The 20,601-nt window shown below is 72.2% G+C and carries 18 protein-coding genes and 1 tRNA gene; 8 read left to right on the top strand and 11 right to left on the bottom strand.

Features of this window, described 5'->3' with window-relative positions; all coding sequences use genetic code 11:
- Positions 1-20 precede the first annotated feature (20 nt).
- The 4 genes from AB0J71_RS03315 (at position 21) to lat (ending at position 4,212) form a co-directional block, all read left to right on the top strand.
- Positions 21-1,553, top strand: a complete 1,533-nt coding sequence (locus tag AB0J71_RS03315; protein WP_352325193.1) for a penicillin-binding transpeptidase domain-containing protein — start codon at positions 21-23, stop codon at positions 1,551-1,553.
- Positions 1,554-1,628: 75 nt separating this feature from the next.
- The gene (locus AB0J71_RS03310) at positions 1,629-2,276 is read left to right on the top strand and encodes a hemolysin III family protein (RefSeq protein WP_352325192.1); all 648 of its coding nucleotides are present in this window, start codon (positions 1,629-1,631) and stop codon (positions 2,274-2,276) included.
- 58 nt (positions 2,277-2,334) lie between these two features.
- A complete protein-coding gene (locus tag AB0J71_RS03305) occupies positions 2,335-2,877 on the top strand; it encodes an HdeD family acid-resistance protein (RefSeq protein WP_352325190.1) in 543 nt (180 codons plus the stop codon).
- A 66-nt stretch (positions 2,878-2,943) separates the two neighbouring features.
- Entirely contained in the window at positions 2,944-4,212 is a 1,269-nt protein-coding gene (gene lat, locus AB0J71_RS03300; protein WP_364412447.1) for an L-lysine 6-transaminase, read from the top strand.
- Positions 4,213-4,235: 23 nt separating this feature from the next.
- On the opposite strand, the gene AB0J71_RS03295 is transcribed toward lat, so the two are convergent.
- Positions 4,236-5,492, bottom strand: coding sequence for an NAD(P)/FAD-dependent oxidoreductase (locus AB0J71_RS03295; protein ID WP_364412444.1), 1,257 nt, complete (start codon positions 5,490-5,492; stop codon positions 4,236-4,238).
- Positions 5,493-5,579: 87 nt separating this feature from the next.
- On the opposite strand from AB0J71_RS03295, the gene AB0J71_RS03290 reads away from it, so the two are divergent.
- On the top strand, positions 5,580-6,248 hold the full coding sequence (locus AB0J71_RS03290; protein WP_364412441.1) for a pyridoxamine 5'-phosphate oxidase family protein: 669 nt from the start codon (positions 5,580-5,582) through the stop codon (positions 6,246-6,248).
- A gap of 12 nt (positions 6,249-6,260) precedes the next feature.
- Here AB0J71_RS03290 and AB0J71_RS03285 read toward each other — a convergent pair whose 3' ends face one another.
- The 8 genes from AB0J71_RS03285 to AB0J71_RS03250 form a co-directional block, all read right to left on the bottom strand.
- Positions 6,261-6,494 carry a helix-turn-helix transcriptional regulator gene (locus AB0J71_RS03285; protein WP_352325186.1) on the bottom strand — a complete coding sequence of 78 codons (234 nt, stop codon included), beginning with the start codon at positions 6,492-6,494 and terminating at the stop codon, positions 6,261-6,263.
- A 155-nt stretch (positions 6,495-6,649) separates the two neighbouring features.
- A tRNA-His gene (locus tag AB0J71_RS03280) sits at positions 6,650-6,725 on the bottom strand.
- Between the two features lie 68 nt (positions 6,726-6,793).
- Positions 6,794-7,387 carry an oligoribonuclease gene (gene orn, locus AB0J71_RS03275; protein WP_352325185.1) on the bottom strand — a complete coding sequence of 198 codons (594 nt, stop codon included), beginning with the start codon at positions 7,385-7,387 and terminating at the stop codon, positions 6,794-6,796.
- A gap of 68 nt (positions 7,388-7,455) precedes the next feature.
- Positions 7,456-8,634 (bottom strand): DUF2510 domain-containing protein, encoded by a 1,179-nt coding sequence (locus AB0J71_RS03270; RefSeq protein ID WP_352325183.1) that lies wholly within the window; start codon positions 8,632-8,634, stop codon positions 7,456-7,458.
- A gap of 46 nt (positions 8,635-8,680) precedes the next feature.
- On the bottom strand, positions 8,681-10,090 hold the full coding sequence (locus AB0J71_RS03265; protein WP_364412438.1) for a hypothetical protein: 1,410 nt from the start codon (positions 10,088-10,090) through the stop codon (positions 8,681-8,683).
- 22 nt (positions 10,091-10,112) lie between these two features.
- Positions 10,113-11,780 carry a protein kinase gene (locus tag AB0J71_RS03260; protein ID WP_364412435.1) on the bottom strand — a complete coding sequence of 556 codons (1,668 nt, stop codon included), beginning with the start codon at positions 11,778-11,780 and terminating at the stop codon, positions 10,113-10,115.
- 114 nt (positions 11,781-11,894) lie between these two features.
- Entirely contained in the window at positions 11,895-14,258 is a 2,364-nt protein-coding gene (locus AB0J71_RS03255; protein ID WP_364412432.1) for a protein kinase, read from the bottom strand.
- Between the two features lie 85 nt (positions 14,259-14,343).
- The gene (locus AB0J71_RS03250; protein ID WP_352326057.1) at positions 14,344-14,982 is read right to left on the bottom strand and encodes a pyridoxamine 5'-phosphate oxidase family protein; all 639 of its coding nucleotides are present in this window, start codon (positions 14,980-14,982) and stop codon (positions 14,344-14,346) included.
- 71 nt (positions 14,983-15,053) lie between these two features.
- Between AB0J71_RS03250 and AB0J71_RS03245 the strand changes: the two genes are divergently transcribed.
- Together AB0J71_RS03245 and AB0J71_RS03240 are read left to right on the top strand one after the other, a co-directional pair.
- Positions 15,054-16,448, top strand: a complete 1,395-nt coding sequence (locus AB0J71_RS03245; RefSeq protein WP_352326056.1) for a PLP-dependent aminotransferase family protein — start codon at positions 15,054-15,056, stop codon at positions 16,446-16,448.
- A gap of 41 nt (positions 16,449-16,489) precedes the next feature.
- Positions 16,490-17,209, top strand: a complete 720-nt coding sequence (locus AB0J71_RS03240) for a hypothetical protein (RefSeq protein ID WP_352326054.1) — start codon at positions 16,490-16,492, stop codon at positions 17,207-17,209.
- On the opposite strand, the gene AB0J71_RS03235 is transcribed toward AB0J71_RS03240, so the two are convergent.
- On the bottom strand, positions 17,181-18,311 hold the full coding sequence (locus tag AB0J71_RS03235; RefSeq protein ID WP_364412429.1) for a DegT/DnrJ/EryC1/StrS family aminotransferase: 1,131 nt from the start codon (positions 18,309-18,311) through the stop codon (positions 17,181-17,183). The two genes, AB0J71_RS03240 and AB0J71_RS03235, sit on opposite strands and share 29 nt — an antisense overlap.
- Entirely contained in the window at positions 18,308-19,390 is a 1,083-nt protein-coding gene (locus AB0J71_RS03230; RefSeq protein ID WP_352326052.1) for a GNAT family N-acetyltransferase, read from the bottom strand. The genes AB0J71_RS03235 and AB0J71_RS03230 overlap by 4 nt, the downstream gene beginning before the upstream one ends.
- A gap of 157 nt (positions 19,391-19,547) precedes the next feature.
- Between AB0J71_RS03230 and AB0J71_RS03225 the strand changes: the two genes are divergently transcribed.
- Entirely contained in the window at positions 19,548-20,585 is a 1,038-nt protein-coding gene (locus tag AB0J71_RS03225) for a phosphotransferase family protein (protein WP_352326051.1), read from the top strand.
- Positions 20,586-20,601: the final 16 nt, after the last annotated feature.

Below are 20,601 nucleotides of genomic sequence, written 5' to 3'. Positions count from 1 at the left end.
TCCCTCCCTGGGAGAACCGTATGCGACGCAAGAGGTTGATTGTGCTCGTCATCGCGGTTGTCGCGGTATTGGCGGCGGGCGCCTTCGCCGTTCTGGCCGCCGGGCACGTCAAGGGCAGCGCCGCCAAGACCGCCGCCGCGTACTTCGACGCCTGGCGGAAGGGCGACGTCGCGGGCATGGCGCTGCTGGTCGACCGGCCGCCGGCCGACTTCTTCGACCGGCACCGCCAGCTGTCGGAGAACCTGCACGTCGAGTCGATCCGGCTCACGCCGGGGCCGGTGCGCGGCACGGGGGAGGAGTCGGCCGAGGTGCGCTTCGCGGGCGTGCGGGAGCTGACGGACCTCGGGCCGTGGCCGTTCGACAGCACGCTGCGGCTGGGCGTGCGCGACCGGGCCTGGCGGGTGCTGTGGACGCCCGAGACGCTGCACCCGCTGCTCAAGGACGGCGGCACGCTGGAGGTGGAGGAGGTCGATGCCCCGGCGGCCGAGCTGGTCACCAGCGAGGGCGCCAAGATCCCCAACGACAGCTACGCCGACGCCTACCTCGACCCGCTCAAGCCCGAGTTCGCCAAGGCCAACCACGGGCTGGAGCTGGTGTCGCGGGCGCCGGGACGGCCTGACAAGGTGCTGCTGACCCGCCTGCCGAAGGCGAACGTCGAGCGCACCACTCTGTCGCAGCCGGTCCAGGCCGCCGCCGCGCGGGCCCTGGACGGCGTGGCGAACTCCTCGATCGTGGTGCTCAGGCCGAGCACGGGCGAGATCCTGGCCCTGGCCGACCGGCTGGAGGACAACTTCAGCGCGGTGCGCGACGCCTTCCCGCCCGGCTCCACGTTCAAGACGATCGTCGCCGCCGCGCTGCTGGAGAAGGGGGTCGCCACGGGCGACGAGATGGGCTGCCCGGCCTCGTACGCACCGGACTTCTCGGCGGCGATCAGCAACGACGGCGACGTGGACCGGGGGACCGTGACCTTCGCCGACGCCTACGCCTACTCCTGCAACACCACGTTCGTCGAGCAGGCCACCACCCGGCTGTCGCTGGAGGACCTGCGCCGGACCGCCGCCCGCTGGGGCTTCGACCGGCCGATGGCGACCGGCGTGGGCGGCCGGTGCGGCACGATGCAGCAGACCGAGGGCACGGACATGTTCTCCCTGGACGTCATCGGCCAGGGCACGGTGGTGGCCACCCCGCTGTGCATGGCCGCCGTGGCCGCCGCCGTGCAGAGCGGCACGTGGCGCTCGCCCCGCCTGCTGTCGGAGGACGACGTGCGCCGCGTGGACGGCGAGCCGTTCCCCGACGTCAAGCTGGACGAGGGCGTGGTCGGGGCGTTGCGGGAGATGATGGCCGCCGTCGTGGACCACGGGACGGCGAGCCAGGCCGGCCTGCCGGAGGGCGTGGCGGGCAAGACGGGCACCGCCGAGGTGCAGGACCAGACCTCGCACGGCTGGTTCATCGGCTACCGGGGCGACCTGGCCTTCTGCGTGTTCGTCAGGAACGGCGGATCGGGCCGCTCGGCGGCGGTGCCGATCGCCGTGCGCTTCCTGAACGGCCTGTGACGGCCCGGCCCGCGCGGACGCCTTGTGACCTTTGGCACTTCAGCTCAATCCGTAACCTACGGTACCGTAGGTTACATGACGACCATCACCGTGAAGCCGAGGCTGCGTGGCTGGTTGCACACCGGGGCGCTGCCGGTGACGCTGGTGGCCGGGTTCGTGCTCGTGGCGCTCGGCCCGACCCTGCAGGCCCGGCTGGCGGCCGGCGTCTACGCGATCACCTCGGGGCTGCTGTTCGGCATCTCGGCGACCTACCACCGGGGCACGCTGGGGCCGCGCCTGGCCGAGGTGCTGCGCAGGTTCGACCACGCCAACATCTACCTGATCATCGCGGGCACGTACACGCCGTTCGGGCTGCTCGCCCTCGACGGCGCGGCCAGGGTGGCCGTGCTCTCGGTGGTGTGGGGCGGCGCGCTGGCCGGGGTGCTGTTCCGGGTGTGCTGGATGAACGCGCCGCGCTGGCTCTACACCGTCCTGTACCTGGCGCTGGGCTGGACGGCGATCTTCGTGATGCCGCAGCTGCTCGAAGGGGCCGGGGTGGCCGCCGTCGTGCTGGTGGCCGTGGGCGGGGTCTTCTACTCGGCCGGCGCGATCGTCTACGGGCTGCGCCGTCCGGATCCGTCGCCGCGCTGGTTCGGCTTCCACGAGGTCTTCCACGCCTGCACGATCGCCGCGTACCTGGTGCAGTACATCGCGGTGTCGATCGTGGTCTATTCCCACATGTAGGTCGACATTTGACGCAAAGCTGGTCTGTTTTCGCACCAATCACGGAAAGCAGACCAGTATGCAGGAACTTACGCGTTCGTGGTGGCTGCTGCTCGTCCGCGGCATCGCCGCGATCATCTTCGGTGTGCTGGCGTTGATCTGGCCGGGGATCACTCTGCTGGTGCTGGTGATCTTCTTCGGTGCGTACGCCATCGTCTCCGGCGTCTTCGAGCTCTTCGCCGCCTTCCGGCACGGCGCCCGGTCACGGGCCTGGCTGATCTTCTCCGGCATCGTCGGCATCGTGGCCGGCATCATGGCCTTCGCCTGGCCCGGGATCACCTCGCTCGCGCTGCTCTACCTCATCGCCTTCTGGGCCATCGTCTCCGGAATCTCCGAGATCGTGGCGGGCGTGCGGCTGCGCAAGTCCATCGAGAACGAGTGGATGTTCATCATCGCCGGCATCCTGTCGGTGATCTTCGGTGTGCTGCTCCTCATCTGGCCCGGCGCCGGAATGCTGAGCCTCGTCTGGCTGATCGGCATTTTCGCGATCCTGTATGGAATCGCGATGATTGTGCTGTCACTTCGTTTGAAGAAGTTCACTCGCGGGGCAGGAATACCGTAAATTTTACGGATACGACCGGGTTCCCTGTATGGAACCTCCGGCCTGTCTCACGACATTGGAGAAGGCATGGACGTACACACCCGCCTTGCCCGTCACCTGCTCGTCGATGGCTACCGTCTCGTCCTCGATCTCGAACTCAGCCGTGGCTCCTGGTTGGTGGACGCCCGCAACGGCCGCCGCTACCTGGACTTCTACACCTTCTTCGCGTCCGCCCCGCTCGGTGTGAACCCGCCCTTCGACCCCGACTTCGCCGCCCTGCTCGGCCAGGTCGCCCGGAACAAGCCCGCCAACCCCGACATCTACACCGAGCACCTGGCCGACTTCGTCGACACGTTCGCCCGCGTGCTCGGCGACCCCGAGCTGCCCCACCTGTTCTTCGTCGAGGGCGGCGCCCTGGCCGTGGAGAACGCGCTCAAGACCGCCTTCGACTGGAAGAGCCGGCGCAACGAGGCCGCCGGCCGCCCCCGCGACCTGGGCACCAAGGTCATGCACCTGACCCGCGCCTTCCACGGTCGCAGCGGCTACACGCTGAGCCTGACCAACACCGAGCCGGGCAAGACCGACCGCTTCCCCAAGTTCGACTGGCCGCGCATCGACGTGCCGGCCGTCCACCTCGGCGACGTCGAGGCCGCCGAGGAACGCGCGCTGGCCCAGGCCAGGGCGGCCTTCGAACGTCACCCGCACGACATCGCCTGCTTCATCGCCGAGCCGATCCAGGGCGAGGGCGGCGACAACCACATGCGCGGCGAGTTTCTGCGTGCCATGCAGGCCCTGTGCCACGAGCACGACGCCCTGTTCGTCCTGGACGAGGTCCAGACCGGCGGCGGCACCACCGGCACGCCCTGGGCCTACCAGCAGCTCGGCCTGGCCCCCGACGTGGTGGCCTTCGCCAAGAAGGTGCAGGTCGGCGGGATCATGGCCGGTCGCAGGGTCGACCTGGTGGCCGACAACGTGTTCCAGCTCAGCGGCCGGATCAACTCCACGTGGGGCGGCGGCCTGGTGGACATGGTCCGCAGCCGCGGCATCCTGGAGATCATCGAGCGCGACGGCCTGATCGCCCGGGCCGGCAGGCTCGGCGGCGTCCTGCTCGAACGGCTCACCAAGCTGGAGGCCGAGCACCCCGACACGGTCTCCGGCGTGCGCGGCAGGGGCCTGATGTGCGCCTTCGACCTGCCCGACCAGGCCGCCAGGGACGGCTACGTGACCCGGCTCAGGGAGGAGCACGGCGTGCTGGCGCTGCCGTGCGGGCCCCGGTCCGTCCGGCTGCGCCCGGCGCTGAACATCCCCGAGGCCGACCTCGAACACGGCCTGGCCGCACTGTCGGCCGCGCTCTGAGCACCCGCACCCCTACCCGGTGCTCACTCGGTCGAGGCGATGCTGGTGGCGCTGCGGCGCGGCCCGCCGTAGCGCCAGAAGAAGTTCAGCAGCACGCTGACCCGGTTGCGCCCGCCCAGCAGGTACGCCACGTGCACGAAGATCCAGGCCAGCCAGGCGGGCAGGCCGCGCATGGTCAGCCCGTTGCGCAGCTGGAGCACCGCCTCGGCCTTGCCGACCGTGGCCATGATCCCCGGGTCGCGGTAGGAGAAGCGGCTGACCGGCCGCCCGTGCGCGGCGGCCAGGATCTGCCTGCCCACGTGCTTGCCCATCTGGATGGCCGGCTGGGCGAGCTGGGGCAGCGCGTCCGGCTGCCCGGCCAGGTCGCCGGCCACGAAGATCTCGGGATGGCCGGGCACGGTGAGCGCGTCGGTGAGCGTGATCCGGCCGCCCTTGCCCTGCGGCAGCCCCCAGTCGGTCACCTCCTTGGGCGCGGTCACGCCGAGGGCCCAGACGGTCACGTCGCTCGGCAGGCGCGTCCCGTCCTCCAGGATGACGGCGTCCGGCTCGACGCCCGCCACCGTGGCTCCCAGGCGCATCCGGACGCCTCTCCTGCGCAGCGCCTCGGCCGCCGCGTCCCGCAGTCGCGGCTTGTACGGCGCCAGCACATAGTCGAACCGCTCGACCAGGGTGACGCTCGTCTGGTCGGGCCGGATCTCGGGATGCGTCAGCGGCATCGTGCGGCGGCGCAGCTCGGCCAGCGTGCCCGCGGTCTCCACGCCGGTCGCGCCGCCGCCCACCACCACGACGTGGGCGCTCTCGCGCCGGCCCGCCGCGGTGTCCTCCAGGCAGTGCTGGAGATGCCGTCGCAGGTCGGCGGCGTCGCGCAGCGAGTAGATCGGCAGCGCGTTCTCCTCGGCGCCGGTCACGTGGACCCAGTTGGTGGTGACGCCGGTGGCGATCACCAGGTAGTCGTAGTCGAGGGTGGAGCCGTCCGCGAACTCCACCCGCCGGTCGGACGGGTGCACCTTGCTCAGCGCGGCCCGGTGGGCGCGGACGTTCGGCCACTTGGCGGCGAACGTGCGGATCGGGTAGGAGACGTCGGACGTGCCCATGCCCGCCGTGGCCACCTGGTAGAGCAGCGGCTGGAAGGTCGAGTAGGGGTTCCGGTCCACGAGTGTGACCAGGGCGCCGCCCTTGGCCAGCTCCCGCGTCGCGGCCAGGCCGGCGAAGCCCGCTCCCACGACGACGACGCGCGCTCTCCGCACCATCACCACGTCCCTTCCAGGATTGCGTTCCATGGTCCATATGGCACCCAGAGCATCGGTTAAACCATTTCTGCCACAGACACCACCGGGAAGAGGGGAGATCCGGGGTAGGGCACCGGTATGTCTGAGCAAGTGACCACGATGGAACGCCTGGGCCGCCGGATAGCCGAACGTCGGGAATCGCTGAACCTGAGCCGGCAGGAGCTGGCCGACAGGTCCGGCGTGGCGGTCGGCTACGTCGCCTATCTGGAGGACCAGTCCGGCATCTCGGTGCGCGAGGCCCTGGCCCGCCTGGCCGAGGCGCTGGAGACCACCGTGGAGGGCCTGCTCGGGGAGGTGGCCGAGCCCGCCGGCGCGGGGCCCGCCGCGGAGCACCCCACGCTGGTGCCGCTGGCGGAGGAGGAGTGCCTGCGGCTGCTGCGGCCCGGAGGAGTGGGCCGCATCGCCTTCGAGGGCCGCTACGGCCTGACCGTGCTGCCGGTGAACTTCCGGATGTCGGAGGGGGCGATCGTGTTCCGCACCGCGGCGGGCGGCAGCACCGACGAGGACCTGAGCACGGGGGTGGAGGACGTCGAGTACGAGGTCGCGTTCGAGGTCGATCGCATCGAGGAGCTGACGCGGGGCGGCTGGAGCGTGCTCGTCCACGGCTCGCTGCACCACGTCACGGACGAGGACGAGCGGGCCGAGGCGGAGAGCACGGGCGTCGAGCCGTGGGCCGGCGGGCGGCGCCAGCACTACCTGAAGATCCGGCCCACCCGCCTGACCGGCCGCCGGATCACGACCGGCTGAACCGCCGCCGGGTCAGGAGCCGTCCTTCCTGAGCGACAACCACAGTCCGATGGCCGTGACCCGGGAGTCGACGCCGAGCTTGGCGTAGATCCGGTTGACGTGGTTCTTCACGGTCTTCTCGCTGAGGAACAGGCACTGGGCGATCTGGCCGTTGGACCGGCCCGCGGCGATCAGATCCATGACCTCGGCCTCACGTTTGCTCAAGGACGTGATCACGCTGTCGAACGCTGCGTCGTCGACTCTCATCCGGCCTCCGGGGGCGCGCAGACGGTCTGATCGCCGTTGGCCCCCGTGCTTCCGGCGTTAGCGGTAGACAGCGAGCATAACTCGCATTGTCCTGATTTGGGGGCGTTGTCGGGAGAAAACGACAACAGCCGGTCCCGAGGGACCGGCTGTGCGCTTGGGGTGAGTGAAGGGACTTGAACCCTCGACATCCAGGACCACAACCTGGCGCTCTGCCAACTGAGCTACACCCACCATGGCCGCCCGCTTCGTGACGGCACAGGAAAAGTGTAGCGGGGTTCGGGAGTCTTTACGCCATCCAATTAGCCGGTGACCCGCTCGGCGAGTTGCCGGGCGGTCGCCGAGTCGGGGCCGGGCTGCGCCACGAAGATCGCCGCGCGGTAGTAGCGCAGCTCCCTGATGCTCTCCTTGATGTCGGCGAGCGCGCGGTGGCCGCCCTGCTTCTCGGGGGCCGCGAAGTAGACCCGCGGGTACCAGCGGCGCACCAGCTCCTTGATCGACGAGACGTCGACCATGCGGTAGTGCAGCCAGGCGTCGACCCCGGGCATGTCCCTGGCGATGAACGTGCGGTCGGTGCCGATCGAGTTGCCGCACAGCGGCGCCTTCTTCGGCTCCGGCACGTGCCGCCGGATGTAGTCGAGCACGAGCGACTCCGCCTCGGCCAGCGTGACGCCGCCCGGCAGCTCGGGCAGCAGGCCCGAGGCGGTGTGCATCTCGCGCACGACCTGCGACATCTGCTCCAGCGACTCCGGCGGCGGCTTGATGACCACGTCGACGCCTTCGTCGAGCAGATTGAGCTCGCTGTCGGTGATGACACAGGCCACCTCGACGAGCGCGTCGCGCCCCAGGTCGAGCCCGGTCATCTCGCAGTCGATCCAGACCAGCACGTCACTCATTCGATCTCCTCGCCCAGCGGCTCGGAGCAATCCGCCCGCTTGTTACCCCACCAGCCTAGTGCCCCCGCTTACGCGGGCTTGAGCGAGCCGAGAACCTTGGCGACCACGTCCGTGCCCAGATTGTCGGGAACGGAGATGTACAGCAACGTCGGACGCTGCCCCGCCCCGCGGTCCATGAGCACGAGCGCGGCGTTCTCCTTCTTCCACTTGTAGCCGTTCTTCTCCGCGACGGCGGTGAAGTCGAGCTGGAACTGCATCACCCACGCGTCATGGTCGCCGATCTTCGTGGCCTTGTTCTCGATCAGCTTGGTGGTGTGCTGCGGCTCGTAGAACTGGGTGCTGAACTGCATGAACAGCATCTTGGCCGTGTCCTCCAGCGCAGAGGCGCCGGTGTAGGGGATGAGCGCGGCCAGCGGGCCGGCGTAGGCGTTGCCGATCCAGTCCTTGTCGCCCTCGTAGTTCTCCTGCGAGCTGGCCTGCACCCCGCTCGTCCACATCTGCTGGGACGGGTCGGTGCCGTTGACGTCACCGTACGCGGGCACCTTCCAGCCGTCGGGCACCTGGTAGGACAGGCCGCTCCGCGGGTCGGTGATGCGGCCGTCCTGCGGCTGCGGCAGCTCGCCGCCCTGCGGGGGCAGCTCGGTCGGCGGCCCGGCGGAGGGCGGTTCGGCCGTCGGGAACGGCTGCGGCTCCTCGGTGGTGGGCGAGGCGACCGGGGTGCTGCTGCCCCGGTTGAGGAAGAAGATCCCGGCGACCACGATCAGCGCGACCACGACCAGCGCGGCCAGGCCGCCGAACACCCACGGCAGCGGGTTGCCCTGCTTGGGCGGCGGCGCCTGGCCGGGACCGGGCAGCGGACCCCCGGCCCACTGCGTGGACTGCTGCGCGGGGTGCTGTGCGGACTGCTGTCCGAAGGCGGGCTGCTGCCGGGTGGGCGGCCCGTAGGCGGGCGGGCTCTGGGCAGGCTGCCCGCCGTAGGGAGGCTGACCCTGCGCGGGCTGCTGGTCGGCGGGCGGCCCGTAGGGCGGCTGGCCGGGCGAGGGCCGGCCGTACTGGAGCGTGGGGTTCGCCGGGGTGGCCGACCAGTCGGGGGACGACTGCGGCTGCGGCCCGGAGGACGGCTGCTGCGGCTGAGGCTGCCGCTCCTGCGCGTGGGTGGCGTCCGTCCATTGGTTGCCGTCCCACCAGCGGAGCTGCGGCTCTCCGTACGGGTCGGGGTACCAGCCCGCGGGGGTCTGCGTGGTCATGCCCGTCAGATTAGTAAGAACCGCTTTGTTGCGCATTCAGGGAAGGTCAGCACTTGTAGGTGAAGCTCGCCTTGTCGGTACGCGCCGGGCCCGGCGAGAGCACCTTGAGCGTGGCCGTGGCCTTGACGCTGCTCTTGCCCGACAACGTCCAGCGCAGCGGCACCGCGTAGGACGTCTTGTCGGCGCTCGTGCGCAGGCTGCCCTTGACGACCTCCTTGTCCAGGTTCTTGCGCCACTCGTAGCGGATCTCGCCCACGCCGCCGTTGGTGACCACCGTCCCGGTCAGGACGATCGCGCCGCCGCAGCCCAGCGTCTTCTTCGGCGCGACCACGTCGATCGACCGCACCGCCAGCTCGGGGGCGTCCGTCAGCCTGAACCAGGCCACGATCGCGCCCGCCATGACGACCGCGAAGAGCGCCGTGGACAGGATCGTGCGCCGCCGGCGTCGCCGCGACACCTTGGCCACCCGGCCTTGGGAGCGCTTGTCCGGCTGGTGGACGGTCGCGGCGCCGTCGCGTCCCTCGCGCCAGATGCGTTCGGCCGTCGTCTCCTGGCGGGGCTGCCGCACGGTCCCGGCGCCGGTCCCCGGGCCGGCTTCCGGACCGCCCACCCCCGGGCCGAACTGCAGGCGGGGCGGCGACCCCGACGCCGGCACGTGCAGCAGCGTGACGATGTCGCCCTCGTCCTGGGGCGCCGGCGGCGGCTGCGCGGCGAACGCCGGCGGCTGGGCGAACGCCGACCTGCCGCGTGCCGCCCGCGCCAGCGAGTCCCGGCTGATCAGGCCGCCGGGCAGCGCCGCGCGTTCCTGGCTCAGCATGGCGCGGGCCGGTTCGAGGCCGAGCGTGACGGCCGTGCCCGCGGCCCGTTCGAACAGGCCGGCGGCCCGCGGCGCGGTCTGCGTGAAGGACGCGGCCAGCCCGCGGGCCAGCGACGCCCAGCCCGCCGCGTCCCGCTCACGCGGCGAGACCTGGCCGCGGATCGCGTCGGACAGGCCGCGCTCCGACAGCAGCGCGGCCCCCTCGGCGGTGATCACCACCGTGCCCGGGTGCACCGAGCCGTGCGTGACCCCGGCGGCGTGCAGCGCGAGCAGCGTCTGGGCGGTCTCCGTCAGCACCGACGCCGCCCCCGCCGGGTCGACGGGCGCGCCGGCGAGCAGGTCGGCCAGCGTGGGGCTGACCGCCTGCGCGGTGAGCAGCCACACCTGGTCGCCCGCCGCGACGACGTCGGCCACCGGGATCAGCCCGCCCATGCCGCCCAGCACGAGGTGCTGGTCGGTCATGACGGTGTTCACCACGCGTTCCCGGACGCCGGGCAGGCCGATGACCCGCGGGTCGAACAGCAGCGCCCCGGCCCTGCGGCCATCCGGCGAGATGGCGTCGATCCAGTTGCCGAGCTCGGTCATCCACGTGTGCTCGGTCAGCCGGAACCCGGCGATACCGTTCCTGTGGTTGTCCATCCCCCTTGGCCCCCCGGCGCGTCTAGCGCTGCTTTCTGTGGCGTCCTGTCATGCGACGTTTCACCGCAAGTGTGACCGGAACCGCGCCGGACGTCATCAGGCCGAGCGCGAGGAGTCCGGCCTGCGCCTTGCCCACCTGGTCCAGGGTGGGCGTCTGGGTGCTGCCGCCGTCGTCGCCGCCGCCGTCGTCAGTCGAGGTCCTTGTCGGCGTCTGCGATGTCTCCGAGGGGGCCGGGCTGGTCGGCGGCTGGCTGGTCGGAGGCGTCCTGGTGGGCGGGGCGGAGGTCCGGGTGGGCGTGGGAGCGGCCGAGGTGGGCCTGCTGCCGTCGCTGCTCGTGCTGCTCCGGCCGGTGATGTCCGGCTCGGGGGAGTCGGTCGGCGTCGGCTTCGGCGTCCTGACCGGCCGCCTGGTCGGCTTCCGCGTCGGGGTCGGCTTGGGCGTCCTGGACGGCGAGGCCGCCGCCGTCGCCGTCGCCGTCGGCAGGACGGGCGGCGGGGTCGAGACGGCCGGGTCCGCCGAGGTCGGCGTCGGGTCCGGCTCCGGGGTGGTCTCCTCGGGTGTCGCGGTCGGCTCCTCCTCCGTGGGCTCCTCGTCGATCACCGGGTCGGTCGCGCTGGGCGTGACCTCGCTCGTCTGGGCCCGCAGCACCGGCTCGTCGGAGGAGGAGTTGACCAGGATCACGCCCACGGCCACCACCACGCCCACGGCGACCGCGCCGATCGCGATCTTCGCCGAGAGCTTGCTCAGCAGGCGGGCGGGGTCGGGGAAACGGGTCTCGGTGAGCGCGGTCCGCGTCTCGGCGGCATCGTGCAGGGGGCTCGGGAACAGCAGGATCAGCAGGCCCGCGAGCGCGGCCAGGCGGCGGCGTCCGCGCTCCTCCCAGTCGGCGCCGTACGCCTCGGCCGCGATGGCCTCCAGCTCGGTCAGGAACGCCTCGGCGGACGGCGGCCGTTCGCCCGGCTGCTTGGCCAGGCCGCGTTCGACCAGGCTCTGGAGCGCCGAGGGCACCTCCTCGACGGGCGGCGGCGCGCTCTGGTGCTGGCGGGCCAGCGCGGCGATGTTGGGCGCCCGGAAGGGCCGGGTGCCGGTCAGGCACTCGAAGAACACGACGGTGGCGGCGTAGACGTCGGTCGCCGGCCCGGCGGCCCCGCCCGCCCACTGCTCGGGCGCCATGTACGGCGGCGTGCCCGCGGCGCTCGCCCCCTCGCCGGCCCGGACCGCGATGCCGAAGTCCACCAGCTTGCTGACGCCGTCGCCCTGGACCATCACGTTCTCGGGCTTGAAGTCGCGGTGGACGACGCCGATCGCGTGCGCGGCGGCCAGCCCCTGGAGCGAGCCCTTGAGCACGACCAGCGCCGCCTCGGCCCCGGTCGGCCCCTCGGAGCGCAGGATCTCGCGCAGCGAGACGCCGTTGACCAGCTCCATGACGATCGCCGCGCCCTGCCCCGACTCGACGTAGTCGATCAGGCGCGCGTGGTGCGAGCTCTGCAGGGTGCCCAGCAGCCGGGCCTCGTGCCGGAACCTGGCCACGAAGCCCATGTCGGACCTGAGCTCGTCATTCAGATATTTGATGGCGACTTCCACGCCGTCGTGGTCGCGCGTGGCCAGGACCACCCGGCCGGCGGCACCGCTGCCCAGTTCCCGGACTTCGGTGTAGCCGGGGACCCCCCACTGCCCTTCGCCGTACATAAACGGTCTCCTCTGGAGTCATTCGGGCCCCCACCCGCATCAAACGCTGCGTAGCTTAACCAGAGGGAAGGGCTTTCCCACCACCGATATGCCGATATGGCCGAATTTGCGAGGTTAGTCCACCGTGCCGGGCCTATCGGATGATGGGGATTCCTGCGGTTTGGGCGTTTCCTGTGGCTTTGGGGTTTCTTCGGGCTTAGGTGTCTCTCTGGGGCATTCTGCGGTTTTCCCGGTCGCCCGGTCCGGTCCGCCGGCCGCCTCCGGCGTCGTGCTCGCCGTGACGGTCCAGGTGGTGCCGCACGGGACGGTCCTGAGCGCCCGGCTCACCGTCCTGGTGTAGGCGGTGTCGCCGGACAGCGTGATCCGCTCCGAGCCGGCCGGCTCGCCGCCGAGCAGGAACCCCACGTCCAGCGTCACCGGCCGGTCGTCGGCGGTGACCACCGAGACGGTCGCCACCAGGCCGCCCTCGCCCAGACCGGCCCTGACGATCGAGACCCGCCGCACGGCGGGCGGGCAGGTGACCTCGACCCGGGCGGTCCGGACGCGGTCGCCGGCGCGAACCCGTACCGACAGGGTGGAGCCGCAGGGGCGGGCGCGGAAGGCGTGGGTAAGGACGCGGGAGTAGGAGGTCCGGCCGGACAGGCTCGCCGTACGGGTGCCGACGGTCTCGCCGTCCACCGCGAACGCGGCCTCGACCGGGATTGCGCCGGTGCCGTCGGCGGTCACGCCGACCCGGGCGCGCGCGGTCAGCCCCGGCGCGTCGGGCATCGCCAGCGAGACGAACAGCCCGTTCACCCGCGTCGGGCAGGCCGGCACCGCTACCGAGGAGGACCGGGCGCCGCCCGGCGCGGCGGGGGAGGTGACGACGGTCAGCGTGACGGTCCTGCCGCACGGCCGTTCGCCGAGGTCCCAGGTGAAGGCGCGGGTGTAGAATGTCGCGCCGCTCAGCCGCAGGCGCTGGACGCGGCCGTCGACGCCCGGCGCGGTCCACGTCCCGGTGGCGGTGACGGGGGCGCCCCCGGCGGTCCGGACGGTGACGGAGGCGCGCGCGACGCCGTCGCCGTCCACCGTGACGGCGCCCACGCTCACCCCGAGAACGGTCGCGACGGGCGTCGGCGTGGGGGTCGGCGTGGGTGTCGGTTCGGGACTCGGGGTGGGGGTCGGCGTCGGGGTCCGGGTGGGCGTCACCGGGGGCTTCGGCGTGGCGGTCCTGGTCGGCCTCCTCGTGGGCCCGGCCGTCGGCGTGCGCGGCGCCCGGGTGGTGACCGGCGGGCTGGAGGTCGTCGGCGGCGGCAGCAGCTCGGGCGGGGACGCCGGCGACGGCGGCCCCTCGGCGGAGGTCCGCGGCGTCGCCTCGGGCGTCGTCGGCGGCGCGATCACGGCCTCGGCCGTGCTCGGCGGCGCGGTCACCGCCTCCGTCGTGGCCGGCGGCACCGCGACGGCCGCGCCGACCGGCTGCTCGGCAGGCTGCCGCCGGGCGGCGAGCGCGACCACCACCGCCACCGTCACCACCGCCACCAGGGCGGTGCCCATGCCCACCCGCACCGCGTTGGACCGCAGCCCGCGGAAGACCGTCCTGGCCAGGGACGTGGTGACCTCGGGGGTGGGCTGCGGCGGGGCCGGCAGCAGCAGCGCGAGCAGGGCGACCAGCGCGGCAAGGCGCCGCCTGCCCCGCTCCTCCCAGTCCTCGCCGTACGCGGCCCGCGCCGTGGCCTCCAGCTCCTCGACGAAGGCCAGCGCGCTCGGCGGCCGGTCCCGCGGCTCCTTGGCCAGGCCGCGCCGGACGAGCTCCTGGACCGGCTCGGGCGCGTCGTGGAAGGGCACCGGCGCGTGCACGTGCTGGTAGCCGAGCACGCTGGGCTCGGTGGACCGGTACGGCCGGTGCCCGGTCAGGCACTCGAAGAAGACCGCGGTGGCCGCGTACACGTCGGTCGCCGGCGAGGCGGGCCGGCCGGCCCACAACTCCGGCGCCATGTACGGCGGCGTCCCCTCCGGATGCGTGGCCGTGCCCTGCGGCACCGCGACGCCGAAGTCCACGAGCTTGCTCGTCCCGTCGTCGCGGACGAGCACGTTCTCGGGCTTGTAGTCCTTGTGCACCACCCCGGACCCGTGGGCCCTGGCCAGGCCCAGCAGCGAGCCCTTCAGCACGACCAGCGCCGCCTCGGGCTCGGTGGTGCCGTTCTCACGCAGCAGGGCGCGCAGCGAGACGCCGTTGACCAGCTCCATCACGATGCAGGCGCCGTTCGGCTCCTGGATGTACTCCCACATCGTGGCGATGTTCGGATCGCGCAGCGAGGTCAGCACCCGCGCCTCGGCCTGGAAGCGGGACAGGGCGGCGGGGTCGCGCAGCAGCGCCTCGGAGAGGTACTTGATCGCGACCTTCACGCCCGTCTCGTCGTGCACGCCCAGCACGACGCGCCCGCTCGCGCCCGCGCCGAGCTGTCTGATCTCCGTGTAACCGGGAGCACTCCACTCCATCGCCCTCTCCCATCAGGAGCCGGCCCACCTGATGAGACGCGTGATCAAGGAGTCGGGTTTGCCAGGTGGTTCCGGATTCATGGAACTACTCCCGACGGAGGATGTGAACCGGTATATCGATACCTTCTGGAAGTGCCGGATCCGGTTGCGGTTCGCCCCAGGACGTGACCAGCGGATGCACCCCGGCCCAGACCGGCAGCGCGTAGTCCTCCTCGTCGTCCTCCGGCGCCCCGCTGCGGATCTTGACCGACGCCTCCGCCAGCGACAGGGCCAGCACGGCGGTGGCGGCCAGCTCCTTGCGCGTGGGCGGCCGGACGTAGTCCCACTGGCCGGGGGCGAGCTGCTCGGTGAGCGCCCGCAGGGCCGCCAGCCGCTCGTCGGGGTCGCTCACCAGCCGGGCCCGGCCGTAGACGATCGCCGAACGGTAGTTGACGGAGTGGTTGAAGACCGAGCGGGCCAGCACGATGCCGTCCAGGTGGGTGACCGTGACGCACACCTCGGCGCCGTCGCCGGCCCGCAGCGAGCGCGCGCCGGTGGAGCCGTGCAGGTAGAGGGTGTCGCCGATCCGTCCGTAGCCGGTGGGCACGACCATGGGATGGCCGTCGGCCACCACGCCCAGGTGGCAGACGAGCCCGCTGTCGAGCACGTCGTAGAGGTCGTTCCGGTCGGTGCTGCCGCGGTGCTTCTCTCGGCCGAGAGCCGTGCGCGGGGTGGAGGAGAGCATGATTCGACGCTATTCGTGAAGTGGACCTATCCTGTAGGGCCACTAACCGACCCTTCCTAGAGACCACTTTCGTGCGCACCCACATTGACCTGCCGGTATCCCTGTCCCGCGACTCGGCCGTCCCGCTGACCACCCAGCTCGCCGGCTGGCTGCGGCACGCCATGATGGGCGGCGCGCTCGCGCCGGGCGAGCGGCTGCCGTCCACGCGGGCGCTGGCCGACCAGCTCAAGGTCAGCCGGACGGTCGTCACCGAGGCATACCAGCAGCTCTACGCCGAGGGCTGGCTGGAGGGGCGCCACGGGTCCGGCACGTTCGTGGCGGCCATGGAGTCGCACGTCCCGCCGCGCGAGAGCCCGTACGAACCGGCGCCGCCCGCCCGCCGCCCCGAGGGCGAGTGGATCGACCTGCGTCCGGGGGACCCGTGGGTGCGCGACTACGACCGGGCCGCCTGGAAGCGGGCCTGGCGCCGGGCCGGCGAGCTGCCGCCCGGCGACTCGCCCGACCTGCACGGCCTGCCGCGCCTGCGCGAGCTGCTCGCCGACCACCTGCGCAGGGCCAGGGGCATGGCCGTCGGCCCGGAGAACGTCCTGGTCACCAGGGGCACCGGCAACGGCCTCGACCTGTGCGCGCTGGCCCTGCTGGCCGGCGGCGGACGGGCGGGCGTCGAGGACCCGGGCTACCACGTGGCCCGCACGGTGTTCGCGGCCAGGGGCGCCGAGGTCGTGCCCTGCCCGGTGGACGAGGACGGTGTGATCGTCGACGGCCTGCCCCGCGACCTGCGCGTCCTCTACACCACCCCCGCTCACCAGTACCCGCTGGGCGGCCGGCTGCCGATCCCGCGCCGCGAACGCCTGCTGTCCTGGGCCAGGAGCACCGGCGCCACGATCGTCGAGGACGACTACGACGCCGAGTTCCGCTACGACGTCGCCCCCCTGCCCGCCCTCTACGGCCTCGACCCCACCCGCGTCGTGCTGCTCGGCTCGCTGTCCAAGACCCTGGCCCCCGACGTCGGCGTCGGCTGGCTGGTCGGCACGCCCGACCTGGTGAGCCGGATCGCCGCCATCCGCGCCGCGGTCTCCGACCGCACCAGCGGACCGGTCCAGCAGGCCGTCGCCACCCTCCTGGAACGCGGCGACCTCGACCGCCACCTGCGCAGGATGCGCCTGGAGTACGCCCGCCGCCGGGCCGCCGTGGTGGAGATCCTCGGCCCGGTCTGCCGCCTGCGCGGCGACACCGCCGGGCTGCACGTGCTGGCCGAGCTGCCCGCGGGCGACGTCCAGGAGGTCGTGGAGCGGGCCAGGGAACGCGGCGTGCTGCTCGACCCCGCCGACCGCCACCACCACGACCGCGCCCGCCTGCACGGACTGGTCCTCGGCTACGGCTCGGCCTCGCTCAGGGACGTCCGGCGCGGCTGCGCGGTGCTGGCCGGCCTGATCCGGGATGCTCAGACCGGATTGAGTATCTGAGCGCTGGCGCCCGCCGGGCCGCCGCCTGCAGGGTGGCGGGCATGAAACCCTGGCTCCTGCCGGCCTCGCTGATCGTCACGGCGGTCACCGCGTGGCTCGTCCTGTACGCGGGCGTGCCCCTGTCCACCCTCCTGTCGCTGGGCCTGGGCGCGGTCTGCCTGGTCTGGCTGGTCGTCCTGCTGACCTTCCCGTGGAACCTGTCCTTCGCCGCCCGGCAGGTGGTGCACGACATCGCGGTTTCCCGCGAGACCGGCATCGACGTCCCGGCCCGCGGGGAGCAGGAGGCCAGGACGATCGCCCGCCGCATGCTCGTCCTCGCGGTCGCCGGGCACGTGGTCTCGGCCGTCGTGGTCGCGGTGGTCACGTTCTTCTCCGGGCGGCAGATCGGCTACTACTTCGCCGGGTTCTACCTGCTGGCCACCGCGTTCCGGCCGGCCGGGGCCTACGTCGGGCACCTGCGCGAACGGGTCAGGACGCTGGGACGCGAGGTCCGCTACCCGCGCCTCGACGTGATCGCGCTGCGCGACCAGGTCGAGACGCTGTCCGCCGCCGCCGAACGGCTCACCCGGCAGGTCGAGGAGCTCGGCGGCGAGCTCGCGGCCACCCGGGCCGGCCTGGAACGGGCCGACCATGACCTGGAGCGCCGGATCACGCTGACGGCCCGCCGCTTCGAGGAGACCGTGGACGGCCTCAACGACAACCAGGAGATCATCACCGGGCTGCGCGCGTTCCTCAGGCTGCTTCGCGCGGACCCCGCATAGGCGGCTCCAGACCGCGCAGGACGGGCAGCGAGCGGGCCGCGTACAGCGGGTCCACGGGCAGCACGTGCCGGGCCCACCAGCGCGCGGGGCCCGGGTCCGGCGAGGCGTCGGTGAAGCCGAGGGCGTACTCGTCGTACGGCGGGTCGTACAGGTAGCCGGTGGCCACCCCGCGGCGCTCCAGCTCGGCGACGGCCGCGTCCCTGTCGTGCACCAGCAGCGGGACGCGGAACAGCGGCTGGTCCAGGTGGTCCAGCACGGCCGGCGCCACCGTGGGCAGCTCGGCCAGCCGGGCGATCCCGGCCAGCCGCCGCGCCCGCTCGCCGGGCACCTTGGCCAGACGCCTGGACTGGTACCAGCGGACCAGCCGGCCCCGCCGGGCGCGGTAGGCCGCCAGGTCGGCGCGTACCCACGGGTCGAACGGCGGCAGCGCGGGCACCTGCTTGAGCGCCAGCTCCAGCGCGTCGGGCTCCAGGGCGATGCGGTAGCCCTCGCGCTCCTCCTGCATGCCGAGGGCGCGCATGAGCGCGAGCGCCGGGCGCACGAGGTCGAGCCTGAGCGCCGCCTGCCGGGCCATGGAGGTGGCCACGCTGAACAGGTCGGCGCGCAGCGCGCCGGGGACGAGCAGCTCGTCGCGGGCGCGTTCGAGCGCTTCGAGGTCGGCGCGGTCGGTCACCGCCAGCACGCCGCCCGAGCCCGCGCCCGGATGTTTGGACAGGCTGAACACCCCCGCCTGGCCGAACGTGCCCAGCGGGCGCCCGCCGGGAGCGGTCTCCAGGGCGTGCGCCACGTCCTCGATCAGGATCTTTCCCGTGAAGGCGGACACCTGGTCGGGCAGGCCGTACAGGTTCGTCGTCAGGACGGCGTCCACCGTGGACAGATCGACACGGGAGACGTCGATGTTGCCGTCACGCGGGGACAGCGGCGCGATCACCGGGCGCAGACCGGCGGCCAGCACGAGGAAGAGGATCTCGTCGGCCGAGACCGGAGACATGAGCAGCCGCTGACCCGGCAGGCACCAGTGGCGCAGCGCGAGGTAGAGGCCGAGGCGGTTGGATGGGAGCCACAGGCAGTGCCGCCCGGTGCGCTCCGCGATGAGTCTCACCCTTGTAGGACGGTACGCAAGCGCCCAAAAGTTTTCAACGCCTTGTCGGCGGTCTTGAGCAGCAGCGGATTGGCCATCACCGTGGCGCGTGTCTTGCGCACCGGCACCCGCATCATCCAGTGGACCCCGGCCGCCACACCGGCCCTGGCCACGCGGCCCTCCGCGACTTCCAGCTCGCCGTTCTTGAGCTTCTCCTTGTACTCCTTCTCGCCCCGGCCCATGTCGATCACCTGGACGCCCGACGCGGCGGCCGCCTCGGCCATCGCCAGGTGGTGGATGAGCCCGGGGGAGTACTTGGCGAAGGCGGTGTCGTAGGCCGGGAACCAGCCGGCCAGCGTCGTGCGGGTGCGCACCCCGAAGTGCCCGGCCACCGGCACGTCGTCGACGTAGACCATGTCGAGGACGCCGGCGAAGCTGTCGGACCGGGTCGCGAGCAGCCGCTCGACCAGCTCGACGATCCACCGCTGGGAGAACCGGTCGGTGCGCCCGGTACGCCGGTACTGGTCGGTCTTCCAGCCGAGCAGCGTGTGCAGCGGGCCGGTGTCGGTGATCGCGTAGTCATGGCGCAGCGGCCCCGACTCGCGCTGCAGCTTGCGCGACTTGGCCAGCGTCGACTTGTACGTCTTGCCGGACCGGTCCCGCAACGTCTCGGTGTAGGGGCCGTAGCCGTCGCGCAGGTCGATGATCGGCGACGGGTGCGTGGTGTATCGCCCGTCGAGCAGCGGCTGGCCGGAGACCAGGTGGTCGAACTCGTAGACCGACAGCCCGCAGTCCTTGATCAGCCGGTGCGGGTCGAGGTCGAGGCCCTTGGCGTGGACCAGGCCCTGCGCGTCGGTCAGGCCCGCGGCGACCGGCTTGCCGATGCCCAGCGGATGGCGTTCGAAGGGGAAGAAGCCGACGATGTCCGGCCCGTCGTGCAGGACGGCCACCCGGACCAGATCGCGGAGCTCGCCCACCGTGACCGTGAACTCCGGGGACAGGAAGGGGTTGTCGAAGGCGGCGTCGGACTCCTGCAGGGCGCGCCATCGGCTGAGTTCGGGCTGTCCCAGATCACGAGGGTGGGCAACGGTGACGCGCATGGGCTCCTACTGTCGGCTTACCACAATCTGACCAGCATGCGGTCAGAGGTGTATGGCCAGGTTAAAGGATGGGCGTCCATGCCTGGGATGTGCCGGGCCTACTGTTATGCAACTCTCAGCTGGCTTTCAGGACCGAGTGGCGTTCTAATGTGTGTCCATGACCGTACCAGGGATCGACTGGCCGCGGCTGGTCTCGTGGCTGGGCAGGAACGTGCCGGACGCCGGGGAGCCGCTGTCCGTCTCGCTGATCTCCGGAGGCAGGTCGAACCTGACCTACCTGGTGGAGGCGCGCGAGCGCCGGCTGGTGCTGCGCAGGCCGCCGCTGGGTCACGTGCTGCCCACCGCCCACGACATGCGGCGGGAGTGGCGGGTCATCTCCGCGCTGGCGCCGACGCCCGTCCCGGTGCCCGAGCCCGTCGCCTTCTGCGCCGACGAGGAGGTGGTCGGGGCGCCGTTCTATGTCATGGGGTACGTGCCCGGCGCCGCCGTCCAGACCAAGGACGAGCTGGGGCGGCCGACGCCGGCCCAGACGCGGCGGCTGTCGGAGCGGCTGGCCGAGGTGCTGGCCGCCATCCACGCCGTGGACTACCGCGAGGTCGGGCTCGGCGACTTCGGCCGTCCCGAGGGATACCTGGCCCGGCAGCTCGACCGGTGGTGCCAGCAGTGGGAACGGTCGAAGACCGCCGACCTGCCCGACTACGACAGCCTCGTCCGGCGGCTGCGCGAGCGGCTGCCCGCCGCGTCCGACAGCACCCTGGTGCACGGCGACTACCGGCTGGACAACACGCTGGTGCGCCTGGCGCCGCCGCCGGCCGAGATCGAGATCATGGCCGTGGTCGACTGGGAGATGTCCACGCTCGGCGACCCGCTGGCCGACCTGGGGCTGACGCTGACGTACTGGCACGACCGCGGGGACGACGAACGGGCCCGCATCCCCGTCTCCGGGGACGTGACGGTGGCGCCGGGGTTCATGAACGCCGCCGAGTTCGCCGCCCACTACGGGAAGGTCTCCGGCCGCGACATCTCCGACCTCGGGTTCTACGTGGCCTTCGGCAATTTCAAGCTGGCGGTGATCGTGGAGGGTATCCACGCCCGGTTCAAGCAGGGTAAGACCGTGGGGGAGGGGTTCGACCGCATCGGCGCGGCCGTGCCGACCCTGATCGCCCGCGCCCATCGCATGCTCGACCAGCCCTGACCCCGCAAGGAGCCCC

The organism is Nonomuraea sp. NPDC049637, from assembly GCF_040675235.1.
Lineage (GTDB): Bacteria > Actinomycetota > Actinomycetes > Streptosporangiales > Streptosporangiaceae > Nonomuraea.
The sequence above is the reverse complement of the archived record's forward strand: the minus strand, read 5'-3'. Positions and strand labels throughout refer to the sequence as shown.